This window comes from Cohnella nanjingensis (assembly GCF_014212125.1).
Lineage (GTDB): Bacteria > Bacillota > Bacilli > Paenibacillales > Paenibacillaceae > Cohnella > Cohnella nanjingensis.
The window spans coordinates 155,771-171,424 of sequence record NZ_JACJVP010000005.1; the positions used below are offsets into that span (position 1 = coordinate 155,771).

Here is a 15,654-nt window from a genome sequence, read left to right on the forward strand (position 1 = left end):
CGAGGGAGGCGGGGAAGCGTTCGCCGGATGCGCCTGCGGCAGATCCCGCAAATTCGGAATGGAGCGATGCGTTCGCCGGATGCGCCTCGGCAGATCCCGCCAACCCGCGGCGATAAGCATTCGCGAGACTGCGGGTCTCGGCTAGATCAGCAAAGTGATGACGAGCAGTTCGTACAGGACGAGCGTAAGGATGGAGCCCGCGGCGAGCGGCCCGAAGAATCGGACGTCCTGGGGCGTCGGGTTCACCCTGAGGTGCAGGTGGCAGCCGTCGCAGCCGACCACGGTGCCCTCGTACGCATGGCCGTCGATCGTCTCTACCCGAACGGGGCGATTCACGCATGAATTGCCGATGCCGGACAGCTTCTGGCGCATCTTTTTGACGCGGCCGACCCACTCCTGTTCGGCTTGATACATCGGCGACGAGACGCCGGCGACTTCCGCTTTGCTGGACATAGGCATTCCTCCCTGGGCATTCTGCAATAGCCTATGCAGGCGTGCCCAGAACGGTCACGCCTTGGCAAATTTCGACTATTTTCATGGGTTGCGACGGATGGAGTGCGTAGGCGGGGAGACAATGATATAATGAACGGGCATCTGAACGGAGGAAAGGGAGGAACAAAATGGGGCGCTTGCACGTCTGCGATCACCCGCTTATCCAACATAAAGTAACATTTCTACGCGATAAAAAAACGGAGACGAAGCAATTCCGCGAGCTCGTGGACGAAATCGCGACTCTGATGGCGTACGAGGCGACGCGAGACTTTCCGCTGGAGACGGTCCGGGTAGAGACGCCTGTCACCCTTGCGGATGGCAAAGTCATCGCCGGCCGGATGGTCGGTCTCATTCCGATTCTGCGCGCGGGGCTCGGCATGGTCGACGGCGTTCTGAAGCTGCTGCCGTCGGCGCGGGTCGGGCATATCGGGCTGTATCGCGACGAAGAGACGCTGCAGCCGGTAGAGTACTATGTGAGCCTGCCCACGGACGTGACGGAGCGCGAGCTGATCGTCCTGGATCCGATGCTGGCCACGGGCGGCTCGGCGAACGCGGCCATCTCCATCCTGAAGGGAAGAGGCTGCCGGCCGACGAAGCTGATGTGCCTCATCGCGGCGCCGGAAGGGATCAAGGCCGTTCAAGAGGCGCATCCCGACATCGATATTTTCGTCGCGGCGCTAGATTCCCATTTGAACGACCACGGCTATATCGTCCCCGGACTGGGCGACGCGGGAGACCGGCTCTACGGCACGAAATAATACGTTATTCTATTCGGCAAGGAGAGGATTCGGCCAGTGAGCGCGATTAGAGTCATGACCATATTCGGCGTGCGCCCGGAAGCGATTAAGATGGCGCCGCTCATTCTGGAGCTGCAGAAGTATCCGGGGCAGATCGAACCGATCGTCTGCGTGACCGCGCAGCATCGGCAGATGTTGGATCAGGTGCTGGACGTGTTCGGCATCAAGCCGGACTACGACCTGGACGTCATGCAGGCCGGGCAGACGTTGAACGACATCTCGATCCGCGTGCTGAAGGGGCTCGAGCCGGTGCTTCGCGAAGCCAAGCCGGATATCGTCCTCGTGCACGGCGATACGCTGACGACGTTCCTCGCGAGCTACGCCGCGTTCATGCAGCAGATCCAGGTGGGCCACGTGGAAGCGGGGCTCCGTACGTGGAACAAGCTGTCGCCGTATCCCGAAGAGATGAACCGGCAGCTGACGGGCGTGCTGGCCGACGCGCACTTCGCGCCGACGAACTGGTCCGCCGACAACCTCCGCAAGGAGAACAAGCCGGAAGATAACATCTACGTGACCGGCAATACCGTGACGGACGTGTTCCGGTATACGGTCAAGGAGGACTTCTCGCACCCGGTGCTCGATTGGGCCGCGGGCAAGCGCCTCGTGCTGATGACGGCGCACCGCCGCGAGGCGCAAGGCGAGCCCCACCGCCGCATCTTCCGGGCGGTGCGCCGGCTGGCGGACGAATTCGAGGATATCGCGATCGTCTATCCGGTTCACCTGAGCCCGGCCGTCAAAGGGCCCGCCGAAGAACTGCTCGGCGGTCACCCGCGCATCAAGCTGATCGATCCGCTCGACGTGGTGGAGCTGCATAACTTCTACCCGCACACGCATCTCATCCTGACCGATTCGGGCGGCCTCCAAGAGGAAGCGCCGTCCTACGGCGTGCCCGTGCTCGTGCTGCGGGATACGACGGAGCGTCCGGAAGGCATCGGCGCGGGGACGCTGGAGCTCGTGGGCACCGACGAGGCGCAGGTCTACGAACGCGCCAAGGCGCTGCTGACCGACGCCGCCGCGTACGAGCGGATGAGCCAAGCGGCCAATCCGTACGGGGACGGTCAGGCGTCGAAGCGGATCGCGGAGGCGATTCTGCACCACTTCGGCAAAGGAGAGCGCCCGGAGCCGTTCCTCAGCTAGCCCGCTCGCCGCTTCCCGTCGGGGAAGCGGGCGAACGCAGGGAGAGGCCTCGCCGCGAGGCAAACCAAGGAAGGCCAGGCCATCCGGTTCGTCAGAATCGGGGGCCTGGCCTTCGTTCCGTTCGCCGCCGCAAAGGCATCCGGAAACGTCGGAAATTCGTCTCGGGCGGCAGGGATCAAATGCCCCCGGGGCGCGCATGATAGGGGGGGGAGCGATTGCCAATTGATCATGTCATTTCCTTTTCTGGCCAGACCGATCGCCAAACGCTGGGAATCCTGTCGAATTTCGCAGGAACGCACGTAGCGGTTGCCTACAGCGTACAGTCGAACTGTACGGTTGGTAAGTCACGGAAATCCCGATGCGACAAGGCTTTTCGCCGCTACGTTCACATAATGTTTGATTTTCGATGAATTGACAAAGGTCGGGCGCGAAGGCTACAATATAACGTGAACCATAGGAAAGAAAGGGCTTACTTCAGCCGCTAGGAAGGGATAAGTTTCACCTTATCCGTCTCCGAACGGCCTCCGATAAAAACGTCTCGCCCTCTTCCCGGGGCGGCGAAGCCGTTTTTAGCTGTCCCTTTACCTTCCTGTCGGGCGTCGAAGGAGCGGATATCCATGCCTGAATCCCGACGTCAACCGCCGCTGCCGCCGGATGAGAATCCTTGGCGCGCCGCCGGTCTCGTGACCGCTATCGGCGTCGAACTTGCCGTGTGCGTCGGTTTGGGCTGGTGGATCGGTTCGGTCGTCGACCGGAACAACGGAACCTCGAGTTGGTACATGGTCGGTCTCGTCGCGGGACTGGTCGCCGGCATCGGCTCCGCCGTGGGCTTGATCCGGAAGTATGCTTCAGGGGAAAGGCGAAAGTGATGGACGATTTACCCGCTCTGCTTAGGAAGGTTTCTCGCATTACGTTCTTTTTTTTGTCTTTAGGATGCGTAGGCTGGATCGTCTGGCCCGCGTACAAGACTGTCTTCGGAGGGTTCATGATCGGCGCGATCGGCAGTCTCGCCATCGCGTGGCATCTGGCCTGGAAGCTCGTGAGAATCGGCAACGTGGCGATCTCCGGCGTCAAGCCCCGTTCGGGCTTCGGCTTCCTGAGCCGAGCCGCCTTGGCTTTGCTCGCCGCATTCGTGTCGGTACGCATGCTGGAGTTCAATCTCCCTGCGACCGTCGCAGGTTTAATTGCGGCGCCGTTGGCAACACTCCTACTGGGTTTGATGTCCAGACGCCGTCGCTCGGGCGGTCACTCCACCGATGAAAGGGGTGAAAAGCACTAACATGGAACATTTAGCGCCAATCGTCGTTCTCGGCGGCCAGAAATTCGACCTTGCGGCTATCTTTATGATCGTATTGACAAGCATTATCGTCTTCATCCTGGCTCGCTTGTCCATCCGCAACCTGTCGGTAGACAATCCCGGCAAGCTGCAGAACTTCATGGAGTGGGTCGTTGAGTTCGTGAGCAATATCATTGGCATGGCGACGGATTTCAAGCGGGGGAAGGTATACCTCAGCCTCGGCTTGACTCTGATTATGTACATTTTCATCGGGAACATGCTGGGTCTTCCTTTCAGCATCATCACGGAAGCGCACGGCCATGCGACGTTCCTCGGCATGGACCTGTTCATGAACGGCCACGAGGAAGCTCACTTCGCGTGGTGGAAGTCGCCTACCGCCGATGCGGCGATGACGATGGCTCTGGCTTTGACGGTAATCGTTCTGTCGCACATCCAAGGCGTACGCCACAACCGCAAGCACTACCTCAAGCATTACTTCCAACCTTGGGCGTTCTTCCTTCCGATCAACCTGATCGAGACGATCGCCAAGCCGTTGACGCTGGGACTGCGGTTGTTCGGCAACATCTACGCCGGCGAAGTCATGATCGGCGTCATCCTGGGGATGGGCTGGGTCGGCATTCCGGCACTGCTCGTCTGGCAAGGCTTCAGTATATTCGTAGGCGCCATTCAGGCGTTCGTATTTACGATGTTGACCATGGTCTATATCGGTCAAGCTAGCATTCACGAAGAAGAACATTAATCCAAACCCCAAATTCAAGGAGGATTTTCACAAATGGCAATTTATGGTCTGCTTGCAGCAGCAATCGTCTTCGGCTTGGGCGCGCTCGGCGCCGGTATCGGTAACGGTCTGATCTTCAGCAAAACGGTAGAAGGCATCTCCCGCCAGCCTGAACTGCGCGGCGCGCTCCAAACGACGGCGTTCATCGGCGTAGGTCTCGTAGAAGCACTGCCGATCATCTCCCTCGTTCTTGCCTTCATCTTCATGGCTCAGTAAGCAAACGAATCGAAACGCAAGGCGCGGAGTGCCACTTGCCTCCACGCCTTCCTTATGCGCAAGGGGTTTGTTGATCATTCAGCATGCATAAGTTTCACGCTTATCCATCTCTGAATGATCTCCGATAAAAACGCGTCGCCCCTCTGCCGAGGACCGCGAGTCCGTTTTTACTTGGGATTTTCAGCACTAAGGTGAAAGGAGTGGCGATCGGTGATTAGCTTTAACTGGACCAGTTTTGTTATTCAAATCTTGGCTTTCGGTATCTTATACCTGCTGTTGTCGAAGTACGCTTTCGGTCCGCTGTTCGGAATCATGGAGAAGCGTCGCCAGCTCGTCAAAGAGCAGATTGACAGCGCAGAGAAGAATCGCGTCGAGAGCGAGCGGTTCCTCGAAGAACAAAAGCAATCGCTTCAGCAAGCGCGCAAGGAAGCTTACGATATTATCGAACAAGCGAAATCCACCGGCTCCAAGCAAGCGGACGAGATCGTGGCGGCTGCCCGCAACGAATCCAGCCGTCTGAAGGAAGACGCGGTTCGCGACATCGAGAGCGAGAAGAACAAGGCGATCGCTTCCCTCAAAGCGGAAGTCGGCGGCCTGTCCGTGCAGATCGCTTCGAAGATTCTCGAAAAGCAAGTCGACGAGCAAGCGCAAAGCCAGCTGGTCGACGAGTACCTGAAAGACGTAGGGAACAAATCATGAGTCGCGGCACGGTCGTAGCGAAGCGTTATGCCAAGGCGTTGTTCGACCTTGCCAGGGAACAGGATCTCGTGGTTGCCGCGGAGAACGAATTGAAGGCGATCTCCGATACGGTAACCGCGAACGCGGATGTCCGCGCCTTCCTGGCTGCGCCGAACATCACGTTCGACAAGAAGATCGAAGCGCTGCGCGTCAGCTTCGGCGGCAAGGTCTCCCAGATCGTCCTGAATACGATCAGCCTGCTGATCGAGCGCGGACGCCAGGGCGAGATTCCAGCCGTGCTCGAAGCTTACCGCGAAGTCGCCGGCGGCGAACTCGGCCGCATCGATGCCAAGGTCACCTCCGCCAAGCCGCTCACGGATGAGGAGAAGAGCCGGCTGGCCGCGCAATTCGGCGGCAAGATCGGCAAGACCGTACGCGTAGACAATACTGTGGATCCGTCGATCCTCGGCGGCCTGACCGTCCGAATCGGAGACACGTTGTACGACGGCAGCTTGCGCGGCAAGCTCGACCGTCTCTCTAAAGAACTGCAAGCCACCGTGTAATTATGTATGTTAGGAGACAGGGGTGAACGAATTGAGTATCCGACCTGAAGAAATCAGCACGCTGATCAAGCAGCAGATTCAGAACTATCAATCCGATATCCAAGTCGTTGACGTCGGTACCGTCATCACCGTCGGTGACGGCGTTGCGCGCGTTCACGGTTTGGAAAAAGCGATGGCCGGCGAGCTGCTCGAATTCTCGAACGGCGTCGTGGGCATGGCCCTCAACCTCGAGGAAGACAATGTCGGCGTCGTTATCCTCGGGCCGTACACCGGCATCCGCGAAGGCGACCAAGTCAAGCGTACCGGCCGCATCATGGAAGTGCCGGTAGGCGATGCGCTGCTCGGCCGCGTCGTGAACTCGCTCGGACAGCCGGTTGACGGCAACGGTCCGATCAACACGACGAAGTCTCGTCCGGTCGAATCTCCGGCGCCGGGCGTCATGGCCCGTAAGTCCGTCTTCGAACCGATGCAGACCGGCATCAAAGCGATCGATTCGATGATCCCGATCGGCCGCGGCCAACGGGAACTCATCATCGGCGACCGCCAAACGGGCAAGACGACGATCGCGATCGACACGATCGTCAACCAAAAAGGCAACGGCGTTATCTGTATCTACGTTGCCATCGGCCAGAAGCAATCCACCGTTCGTACCGTCGTCGAATCCCTGCGCAAGCAAGGCGCGCTGGACTACACGATCGTCGTCACGGCGAGCGCTTCCGAGCCTTCCCCGCTCCTCTACATCGCACCGTACACCGGCTGCGCGATGGGCGAAGAGTTCATGTACAACGGCAAGCACGTCTTGATCATCTATGACGACCTGACCAAGCAAGCGGCCGCATACCGCGAGCTCTCCTTGCTGCTCCGCCGTCCTCCGGGCCGCGAAGCTTACCCGGGCGACGTCTTCTACCTGCACTCCCGTCTGCTGGAGCGCGCGGCCAAGCTGAACGACGAGCTCGGCGGCGGTTCCCTGACGGCCCTTCCGTTCATCGAGACCCAAGCCGGCGACATCTCGGCCTACATCCCGACGAACGTCATCTCCATCACGGACGGCCAGATCTTCCTGGAGTCCGACCTGTTCTACTCCGGCCAGCGCCCGGCGGTTAACGTCGGTAACTCGGTATCCCGGGTAGGCAGCTCCGCTCAGATCAAAGCCATGAAAAAGGTCGCCGGCACGCTCAAGACCGACTTGGCCCAATATCGCGAGCTGGCGGCGTTCGCGGCTTTCGGCTCGGACCTCGACAAAGTGACGCAATCCCGCCTCGACCGCGGCGTGCGCACGCTCGAGATTCTGAAGCAAGGCATTCAAGTGCCGATGCCGGTCGAACGCCAAGTCGTCTCCCTGTACATCGTCACGCGCGGACACACCGACGATGTGCCGGTCCAAGACGTACGCCGCTTCGAATCCGAATTCCTGTCCTATCTGGATGCGAACCGTCCGGAGATTCTCGCATCCATTCGCGATACGAAGGACCTGACCGCCGACAACGACAAAGCGCTCGTCGAAGCGATCGGCGCCTTCAAGAAAGGCTTTGCCGCAACGGCTTAAGCCTCGAGCAACTGTCCGAACAAGTTTGCGCCGGGCTTGTCCATCCAGGATGGCCCGGCAATAAGGTGGTGACATGAATGGCTAAAGGGATGCGCGAAATTAAGCGTCAGATCAAAAGTACGCAGAACATGAAGCAGATCACCAAGGCGATGGAGCTCGTGGCCGCCGCGAACCTGAAGCGCGCCCAGACGGCCGCCGAGGCGGGCCGGCCTTACTCCGACAAGCTGAAGGAGGTCGTCTCCAGCATCGCGACGGGCGGCGGGAGCGTCAAGCACCCGATGCTGCAGACCCGGGAGATCAAGCGGACCGCGTACCTGATCATCACTTCGGACCGCGGTCTCGCCGGCGGCCTGAACAGTGCGCTGCTGAAGCGGTTCGTGGATACGCTGAAGAGCAAGCACAAGTCGAACAACGAGTTCGACCTGTTCGTCATCGGGCGCAAAGGCCGCGACTATCTGAAGAGACGCGAATACCCGATCAAGCAAGAAGAGGTCGGCGTACCGGATTCTCCGAAGTTCGCCCACATCAAGTCGCTGGCTTCGGCTGCGGTGACCGGCTTCGAAGACGGCACGTATGACGAGATCTACCTGGTGTACAACCGGTTCGTCAACGCGCTCTCGCAGATTCCGACCGTGAAGCAGCTGCTTCCGCTCGACGCTTCCGCGCTCGAAGGCACGAAGCAAGCCGGTCCGTCCGCGGACTACGAGTATGAGCCGTCCGCCGAAGACGTGCTGAACGTCCTGCTGCCGAAGTACGCGGAGACGTTGGTCTACAGCGCCCTGCTGGAGAACAAGGCAAGCGAGTTCGGCTCGCGGATGACGGCCATGAGCAGCGCGACGAAGAACGCGACGAAGCGGATCGACGAATTGACCTTGACCTACAACCGTGCGCGTCAAGCGGCCATCACGCAAGAGATCTCGGAGATCGTAGGCGGCGCGAACGCACTGGTATAATACGGATTCGCTGGAGACTGAAGATACAGGAGGGACACGTATGAACAAGGGGCGCATTGTCCAGGTAACGGGCCCGGTCGTCGATATCGAATTCGACAACGGCCAACTGCCTGACATCCTCAACGCAATCACGATTCAACAAGGCGGCGATCATCCGGTCAGCTTGACGGTAGAAGTCGCGCAGCATCTTGGCGACAACCTCGTTCGCGCCGTGGCCATGTCGTCCACGGATGGTCTGGTACGGGGGACGGAAGCCATCGATACGGGCAAGGCGATCACCGTTCCGGTCGGACCGGCTACGCTGGGCCGCGTATTCAACGTCTTGGGAGATCCCATCGACGACAACGGCGCAGTGGACCGTTCGGTTGCATTGCCGATTCACCGTCAGGCACCGGCGTTCGACGAGCTGTCGACCCAACAAGAAATGCTGGAGACGGGCATCAAGGTTATCGACCTCATGGCTCCTTACGCCAAGGGCGGTAAAGTCGGTCTGTTCGGCGGCGCCGGCGTCGGCAAGACGGTTACGCTGCAAGAGCTGATCCACAACATCGCATCCGCGCACGGCGGTATCTCCGTATTCGCCGGCGTAGGCGAACGTACGCGTGAAGGTAATGACCTTTATCACGAAATGAAAGACTCCGGCGTTATCGACAAGACCGCGATGGTCTTCGGTCAGATGAACGAGCCGCCGGGCGCGCGTCTGCGCGTCGCCCTGACGGGTCTGACGATGGCCGAATATTTCCGCGACGAAGAAGGCCGCGACGTGCTGCTGCTCGTCGACAACATCTTCCGCTTCACCCAAGCGGGCTCCGAAGTATCCGCCCTGCTCGGACGGATGCCTTCCGCGGTAGGTTACCAGCCGACGCTGGCGACCGAGATGGGCCAATTGCAAGAACGGATCACTTCCACGAAGAAGGGTTCCGTCACGTCGATCCAAGCCATCTACGTTCCGGCGGACGATTACACCGACCCGGCTCCGGCTACGGCGTTTGCCCACTTGGACTCCACCACGAACCTGGAGCGCGGCATCGCGGCCATGGGTATCTTCCCTGCCGTCGACCCGCTCGCTTCCTCTTCGCGGATTCTAGCGCCTGAGATCGTCGGCGAAGAGCACTACCAAGTCGCCCAAGGCGTTAAGAAACTGCTGCAACGCTACAAGGAACTGCTCGACATCATCGCGATCCTCGGGATGGACGAACTGTCCGAGGACGACAAGCTCGTCGTTCTGCGCGCTCGCCGCGTACAGCTGTTCCTGTCCCAGCCGCTGCACGTCGCTGAAGCGTTCAACGGCATTCCGGGCCTTCACGTTTCCGTCAAAGATACCGTGCGCAGCTTCAAAGAGATCCTTGAAGGGAAGCATGACGATCTTCCGGAACCGGCATTCCACAATGTCGGCACGATCGAAGATGCAGTCGAGAAAGCGAAGAAGCTTGCTCAAGGGCTCTAATTCGCTTCTGATGGAGGTATCGATATGAGTACCCTGAGACTGGAAATCGTCACGCCCGAGCGCAAAGTCTACGATAAAGACGTGAACATGGTCGTCGTCAAGGGTGTAGGCGGGGATCTCGGGATTCTGCCGCACCACGTCCCGATGGTGACGCCGCTGAAGGTCGCGCCCGTGAAGGCGAAGATCGGCAACGCGGAAGAGTTCATCGCGGTTCACGGCGGCTTCATGGAAGTGCGCAAGGACAAGGTCGTCATCCTCGCGGAATCCGCGGAGCTGGGGTCGGATATCGATGTGATCCGCGCCGAGCAAGCGAAGGAACGCGCGCAACACCGTCTGAACGAGAAGCAGAGCGAGATCGACCACAAACGCGCCGAAGCGGCGCTGCAGCGGGCGCTCACTCGGATTCAAGTAGGCGGGCATTGATCGCATAATTGAACAAGATCGCCGAGAGACGGAATCCCTGCCGGGATTCGCCGCTCCCGGCGATTTTTCCATTTGGGGCCGCCAAAGCGGGCCTGCTACGGAAGAGAGGCAAGGGCATGGAAGAGATCATCATCGTCGGGGCGGGCCCCTGCGGTCTGTCCGCCGCGGCGGAGCTACAGGATCAAGGGTACGACCCGCTGATCATCGAGAAAGAGAACATCGTTCACTCGATCACCCAATATCCGATCAACATGCAATTCTTCAGCACGCCGTCGCTGCTCGAGATCGCCGGCGTACCGTTCGTCACGCCGAACGACAAGCCTTCCCGGCTGGAGGCGCTGCATTATTATCGAATCGTGTCGGAACGGCGGCAGATGCGCATCCGTCGGTACGAACGCGTCACGGCCGTGACGAAGGAAGGCGACGGCTTCCGCGTCGACAGCGTCGGACGATCGGGAGAGCCGTTTGTCACCTATGCGCGCAAGGTCGTGATCGCGACGGGCTACTTCGACCACCCGAACCGCATCGGCATTCCGGGCGAGGACTTGCCGCACGTCAGCCACTTTTTCCGGGAAGCGCACCCGTACGCGGGGACGCGCGTCATCGTGATCGGGGGCAGCAATTCGGCGGTCGACGCCGCCCTGGAGATGGAGCGTATCGGCGCTCGCGTCACGGTCGTCTATCGGGGAGGGTCGGTATCGGCGAACATCAAGGCATGGGTGCGGCCGATCTTCGACAGCTATGCGGCCAAGGGAAGAATCGATCTGCGCCTGAACAGCCGCGTCGTCGAGATTCGGCCCGATCACGTCGTCATCGCGCAGACGGAGGACGGAGAAGGGACGCTAAGCGCGGTTCCGGCGGACTTCGTGCTGGCGCTCACCGGCTTTCGGCCGGATCGGGGCTTCTTGCGCGCGATGGGCATCGAGGCGCCGGACGGCGTCATTCCGCCCACGCACGATCCGGAGACGATGGAGACGAACGTTCTGGGGCTGTATCTGGCGGGCGTCGTCTCCACCGGCCGGGATGCCAACGAGATCTTCATCGAGAGCGGTCGGTATCACGGGCGGAAGATCGCGGCGCATCTCGCGTCGCTTCGCGGGTTGGAGGGCTAAGAGAAGAAGGTTTGCATGCATGCTGCGTCGCTCTTCGGCGAATAGGTTGTCTCTTCCATCCGGGGAAATGGTTGAACGGAGCGCCTCTCGGGTAAATTAGAGGGGACAACGTCTATTCGGGAGGGAATACGCATGACGAAACTGCATGATCGTCTGAACAGCAACCTGGCGGACTGGAACGTGGCCTACGTGAAGCTGCATCATTTTCATTGGTATGTGAAGGGGCCGCACTTCCTCGCCTTGCATGTCAAATTCGAAGAGCTCTATAACTTCGCGGCTTTGTCCCTGGACGAAGTGGCGGAGCGGCTCCTCGCGATCGGCGGCAAGCCGGCTTCGACCATGAAGGAGTATCTCGCGCTCACGACGCTGAGCGAAGCGGGCAGCGAGGCCAAGGATACCGACATGGTGAAGGCGATCGTCGACGACTTCATCAAGCTGGTGAACGAGCTGTCGCAGACCCGGGAGATGGCCGAAGAAGCCGGCGACGCGCCGACGGCCGACCTGCTGGTGAAGCAGATCGAAGAGCTGCAGAAGCAGACTTGGATGCTCAGCGCGACGGCGGGCATCAGCGTCCCGACCAAAGTCAAAGTGTAATTCGCTCCCTTCGATCCGATATGCAAGCGGAACAACCGCGGGCAAGCCGGTCAAGCATCCGGCTTCCCGCGGTTTTTTTGCGCATTCTGCCTGCGTTAACCGTTGAATGCGGTTATCTCCGCCTTCATGGGCCCTATTCTGCCTGCGTTAACCGTAAAGTGCGGTTATCTTCGCCTTCATGGGTCCCATTCTGAGTGCGTTAACCGTTGAATGCGGTCATCTCCGCCTTCATGGGCCCTATTCTGCCTGCGTTAACCGTAAAGTGCGGTTATCTCCGCCTTCATGGGCCCCATTCTGAGTGCGTTAACCGTTGAATGCGGTTATCTCCGCCTTCATGGGCCCCGTTCTGAGTGCGTTAACCGTTGAATGCGGTTATCTTCGTCTTCGTGGGCCCCGTTCTGAGTGCGTTAACCGTTGAATGCGGTTATCTTCGTCTTCGTGGGCCCCGTTCTGCCTGCGTTAACCGCAAAGTGCACTTCTACAAGTGGCGTTTACCTGCCGCAGACGACCTAAGCGCACGTAGAACCGCTTGGCTTTATCATGATTCCGAGAAGCGCTACGGGAGTCCAAGAATTGCCGAGCAACTGCGCAAGGAAGGCTGGAAAGTATCCGAGCGCACGGTGGGCCTTCTGATGCGAAAGCAAGGTTTGCGCTCCTATATGGTCCGCAAGTTCAAGGTGGCGACGACCGACTCCAATCACGACCTGCCGATTGCGCCTAACCTGCTAGCGCAGAAGTTTCAAGCGACGCGGCCGAATCAGAAATGGGTCGCCAGCGCTCTAGGTTACCAATCCCCGGTGAAATTCCAGGAACAGCATTACCGACGCACATCCGGTTCCGTGTAAGAGGTGTCTACTTTATTGACAGAGGAGAATACACATCGTTCCGCACAGGTGTACACGGAGGACGGCCGTATCGTTCTGCCGGAAGAATCGAATACACATTGCGCTTCGATCGTTCCGTATCCGAGACCGTACAGACGTTTTATATTTTGGTCCTTATCGAAGACGATTCGTCGGGAACCGGACCTTCAGAATATGCATACCCGCTTAATACGCATTTTCATGAAGATGCCGTAAAGGACAAGCCGATCGGGATTCGCGAATGGACCGGTTTATTGCTTATCTGGTTCCGGCGCTGCAGCCGAAACTTGATTGTGGCGCCGGACGGTGCCATTTCATTTAAGGAATCTTAGCTTTATGCACCATACAAAAAAGGGACTGCCCGAAGGTCAAATCAGACCTTGGAGGCAGTCCCATTTTTGCGCGGAGGTTCAAGCGTACGTTCCCCGCGGACTCGGCGACGAGCGAACGGCTTAGCGCGAAATGCGCAAACGAGATTAGTCCAGCTTCGCCGGGCTTACGGTGATGATGCCGAGCTTCTGCGGCTGGTCGGCCGTCGCGCCGAACCACATCTCGCCTTTCCCGACCATGATGCCTTCGTCGTTCACGAACAGATCTTCGGGTTTCTGCGCGGCCAACGCCTTCTTGACGCTGTCGTTGAAGATGGTGTCGTACTGCTTGAGGAATTCGTCCTTCGTCTTCACTTGGACGGTCTCGACGTCATTATTCACGTTCAACGGGAATAAAATATGTTCCGCGACTTTGTCGGCGTCGTTCGCCGCGACGGCGGCTTGGACATCGGCGAACATCCGGTTGAACGCAGCCGGATCTTCGACGCCGGCGACCTCGTAAGGGTTGTCCTTCGCGGGCAACAGGGAAGGCGATTCCTCCGGCGAAGCCGAGGCGGACTCGGCAGGGGCGGAAGCCGACGGCGAAGCGGAAGGGGAGGCTGACGCGGAAGACGATGCCGATGCGGAAGGAGACGCGGCGTTGTCGTTCCCGTCCTGGGCCGATCCGCAGCCGGCCGGGACGAGGATCGCTGCGGCGAGCAAGGCCGTCAAGGCCAGTTTGTGGCCGAACGTTCGGTAGGGGACGGCAGTCCCGTTCTTGTTTTTCATCGGAAGACATCCTTTCTGGGTCTTTCTGAAGCTCATCTTATTCGACGAGAGAAAGGGCGGAAAAGTTACCCGGTACGACCCTATTCAACACGATCAAGGGAATCGCGGGGCCGCGTGAAGCCGCGTTGTCGAACGATGTAACCGCTTTTTTCATGGACTTGATTAGGGCCATTTGTTATACTTATGTGGGGAAATTTGCCTGTTCGTTCCGTTGATCCTGCGTTCGATTCCCAATTCGGAGGCGATGGTGCATGGAGAGATACGCGAATCAATACGTCATTGTGACCGTCTTCCTGGTGCTAGGCATCGCGTTTCCGATTGTCGTGCTGTGGCTCGGCAGCAAGCTGCGTCCGAACAAGCCGACGGCCGAGAAAGAGACCACTTACGAGAGCGGCAACGATCCCGTAGGAGACAGCCAGATCCGCTTTAACGTGAGGTATTACCTGTACGCGTTAATGTTCGTCGTGTTCGATGTGGAGACCGTATTCCTCTACCCTTGGGCCGTAGCCTACAAGAAGCTCGGTCTTTTTGCGTTGACGGAGATGGTCGTGTTCGTCGGATTGCTCTTGATCGGTCTCATCTACGCCTGGAAAAAGAAGGTGCTGCAATGGAATTCAATTTAGCCAATGTCTCGCCGGACGACATCCGCGAGCTGGAACGCAACGTATTTCTCGGAAGCATCGAAACGCTAAAAGGCTGGGTTCGCAGCAATTCGCTGTGGCCGCTCACCTTCGGACTCGCCTGCTGCGCCATCGAGATGATGGCCGCCGGCGCCCCGCATTATGACTTGGACCGGTTCGGCGTCATGTTCCGAACCTCGCCCCGCCAAGCCGACGTGATGATCGTGTCGGGCACCGTGACGAAGAAGATGGGCCCGCTCCTCCGCCGTCTGTACGATCAGATGCCGGAGCCGAAGTGGGTCATTGCCATGGGCTCGTGCGCCACGGCGGGCGGACCGTACGTCAAGTCCTATTCCGTGATCAAGGGCGTGGACCAGATCGTCCCCGTCGATGTCTATATACCCGGCTGTCCGCCGAATCCGGCGGCGCTCATCTACGGCATTAACAAGCTGCAGGAGAAGATCCGCTACGAAGCCAAGACCGGGAAGCGGGTGACGAGCGGATGAGCGAGGAGGAGAAGCGCGAGGCCGCGCAGGATACCGGCGCTAAGCCCGAAGGGGACGCAGCGCAAGCGCCGGACAGGGATTCGGCCCAAGCGCCGCAAGCCGCAGGCAATGCCGAGGCGGAGCAGGAGAAGACGCCGGAGGCTGCTACGGATGCGGCATCGTCCGAGCCGGCTCCCGTAACGGAAGCTGCTGCGGATACCGGCGAGCCGGATCCGAATCCGGCGCCAGAGGCGTTCGCGAACGCTGCAGAGCCGGCGTCGGCGCCTTTGCCCGAAGCGGATGCGGGCGATGGCGCCGACGCGCCGCCTGCCGCGCCCGCATCCGTCGGTGACGCTGCGGCCTCGCCGGGCGACGCCCCGCCGAAGGCGCAGGCCGGCGAAGGCGAGGGCGAGGGCGCGCCCGTCCGCCGCAAGGAGACGGACGAGGAGAAGGCCGCCCGGCGTAAGGCGGCGTTCGAAGCGCGCGAGGCGGCCAAGGTCGCCGCCGCGCAAGCCGCCGGGCGCCAGGCTGCGCCGCCCGCAGCCGCAGGCGACGC

19 protein-coding genes and 1 pseudogene are annotated in these 15,654 nt (G+C 59.8%); 18 read left to right on the top strand and 2 right to left on the bottom strand.

Features of this window, described 5'->3' with window-relative positions; translation table 11 throughout:
* Nucleotides 1-141 precede the first annotated feature (141 nt).
* The gene (locus H7C19_RS04515) at nt 142-453 is read right to left on the bottom strand and encodes an LSm family protein (RefSeq protein WP_185141391.1); all 312 of its coding nucleotides are present in this window, start codon (nt 451-453) and stop codon (nt 142-144) included.
* Nucleotides 454-620: 167 nt separating this feature from the next.
* On the opposite strand from H7C19_RS04515, the gene upp reads away from it, so the two are divergent.
* The 15 genes from upp (at nt 621) to H7C19_RS04590 (ending at nt 12,878) form a co-directional block, all read left to right on the top strand.
* Nucleotides 621-1,250, top strand: a complete 630-nt coding sequence (gene upp, locus H7C19_RS04520; protein ID WP_185141392.1) for a uracil phosphoribosyltransferase — start codon at nt 621-623, stop codon at nt 1,248-1,250.
* Between the two features lie 36 nt (nt 1,251-1,286).
* Entirely contained in the window at nt 1,287-2,426 is a 1,140-nt protein-coding gene (gene wecB, locus H7C19_RS04525; protein ID WP_313731369.1) for a non-hydrolyzing UDP-N-acetylglucosamine 2-epimerase, read from the top strand.
* A gap of 617 nt (nt 2,427-3,043) precedes the next feature.
* Nucleotides 3,044-3,295, top strand: coding sequence for an AtpZ/AtpI family protein (locus tag H7C19_RS04530; RefSeq protein ID WP_185141393.1), 252 nt, complete (start codon nt 3,044-3,046; stop codon nt 3,293-3,295).
* Nucleotides 3,295-3,705 carry an ATP synthase subunit I gene (locus H7C19_RS04535; protein ID WP_185141394.1) on the top strand — a complete coding sequence of 137 codons (411 nt, stop codon included), beginning with the start codon at nt 3,295-3,297 and terminating at the stop codon, nt 3,703-3,705. The genes H7C19_RS04530 and H7C19_RS04535 overlap by 1 nt, the downstream gene beginning before the upstream one ends.
* Nucleotide 3,706: 1 nt before the next feature.
* Entirely contained in the window at nt 3,707-4,462 is a 756-nt protein-coding gene (atpB, locus tag H7C19_RS04540; RefSeq protein ID WP_185141395.1) for a F0F1 ATP synthase subunit A, read from the top strand.
* Nucleotides 4,463-4,495: 33 nt separating this feature from the next.
* Complete coding sequence (gene atpE / locus H7C19_RS04545) at nt 4,496-4,717, top strand: F0F1 ATP synthase subunit C (RefSeq protein ID WP_027094317.1); 222 nt, start codon at nt 4,496-4,498, stop codon at nt 4,715-4,717.
* Between the two features lie 213 nt (nt 4,718-4,930).
* A complete protein-coding gene (gene atpF, locus H7C19_RS04550) occupies nt 4,931-5,416 on the top strand; it encodes a F0F1 ATP synthase subunit B (RefSeq protein WP_185141415.1) in 486 nt (161 codons plus the stop codon).
* A complete protein-coding gene (locus H7C19_RS04555; protein ID WP_185141396.1) occupies nt 5,413-5,958 on the top strand; it encodes a F0F1 ATP synthase subunit delta in 546 nt (181 codons plus the stop codon). Before atpF ends, H7C19_RS04555 begins: the two co-directional genes overlap by 4 nt.
* 31 nt (nt 5,959-5,989) lie before the next feature.
* Nucleotides 5,990-7,504, top strand: a complete 1,515-nt coding sequence (gene atpA, locus H7C19_RS04560) for a F0F1 ATP synthase subunit alpha (protein ID WP_185141416.1) — start codon at nt 5,990-5,992, stop codon at nt 7,502-7,504.
* A 77-nt stretch (nt 7,505-7,581) separates the two neighbouring features.
* Complete coding sequence (gene atpG / locus H7C19_RS04565) at nt 7,582-8,457, top strand: ATP synthase F1 subunit gamma (RefSeq protein WP_185141397.1); 876 nt, start codon at nt 7,582-7,584, stop codon at nt 8,455-8,457.
* Between the two features lie 40 nt (nt 8,458-8,497).
* Nucleotides 8,498-9,904, top strand: a complete 1,407-nt coding sequence (atpD, locus tag H7C19_RS04570; protein WP_185141398.1) for a F0F1 ATP synthase subunit beta — start codon at nt 8,498-8,500, stop codon at nt 9,902-9,904.
* A 24-nt stretch (nt 9,905-9,928) separates the two neighbouring features.
* The gene (locus H7C19_RS04575) at nt 9,929-10,327 is read left to right on the top strand and encodes a F0F1 ATP synthase subunit epsilon (protein ID WP_185141399.1); all 399 of its coding nucleotides are present in this window, start codon (nt 9,929-9,931) and stop codon (nt 10,325-10,327) included.
* Nucleotides 10,328-10,443: 116 nt separating this feature from the next.
* Nucleotides 10,444-11,439, top strand: a complete 996-nt coding sequence (locus tag H7C19_RS04580; protein WP_185141400.1) for a YpdA family putative bacillithiol disulfide reductase — start codon at nt 10,444-10,446, stop codon at nt 11,437-11,439.
* Nucleotides 11,440-11,571: 132 nt separating this feature from the next.
* Complete coding sequence (locus H7C19_RS04585) at nt 11,572-12,033, top strand: Dps family protein (RefSeq protein WP_185141401.1); 462 nt, start codon at nt 11,572-11,574, stop codon at nt 12,031-12,033.
* A 470-nt stretch (nt 12,034-12,503) separates the two neighbouring features.
* Complete coding sequence (locus tag H7C19_RS04590; protein ID WP_376775319.1) at nt 12,504-12,878, top strand: IS3 family transposase; 375 nt, start codon at nt 12,504-12,506, stop codon at nt 12,876-12,878.
* Between the two features lie 494 nt (nt 12,879-13,372).
* Here H7C19_RS04590 and H7C19_RS04595 read toward each other — a convergent pair whose 3' ends face one another.
* Nucleotides 13,373-13,993: a hypothetical protein gene (locus H7C19_RS04595; protein ID WP_185141403.1), complete on the bottom strand. Its 621-nt coding sequence runs from the start codon at nt 13,991-13,993 to the stop codon at nt 13,373-13,375.
* A 251-nt stretch (nt 13,994-14,244) separates the two neighbouring features.
* Here H7C19_RS04595 and H7C19_RS04600 point away from each other — a divergent pair, with 251 nt between their 5' ends.
* The 3 genes and pseudogenes from H7C19_RS04600 to H7C19_RS04610 form a co-directional block, all read left to right on the top strand.
* A complete protein-coding gene (locus tag H7C19_RS04600) occupies nt 14,245-14,616 on the top strand; it encodes an NADH-quinone oxidoreductase subunit A (RefSeq protein WP_185141404.1) in 372 nt (123 codons plus the stop codon).
* On the top strand, nt 14,601-15,119 hold the full coding sequence (locus H7C19_RS04605) for a NuoB/complex I 20 kDa subunit family protein (protein WP_185141405.1): 519 nt from the start codon (nt 14,601-14,603) through the stop codon (nt 15,117-15,119). The genes H7C19_RS04600 and H7C19_RS04605 overlap by 16 nt, the downstream gene beginning before the upstream one ends.
* Nucleotides 15,116-15,654: pseudogene (locus H7C19_RS04610) on the top strand (hypothetical protein); the annotation flags it as partial. The gene H7C19_RS04605 and the pseudogene H7C19_RS04610, both read left to right, overlap by 4 nt.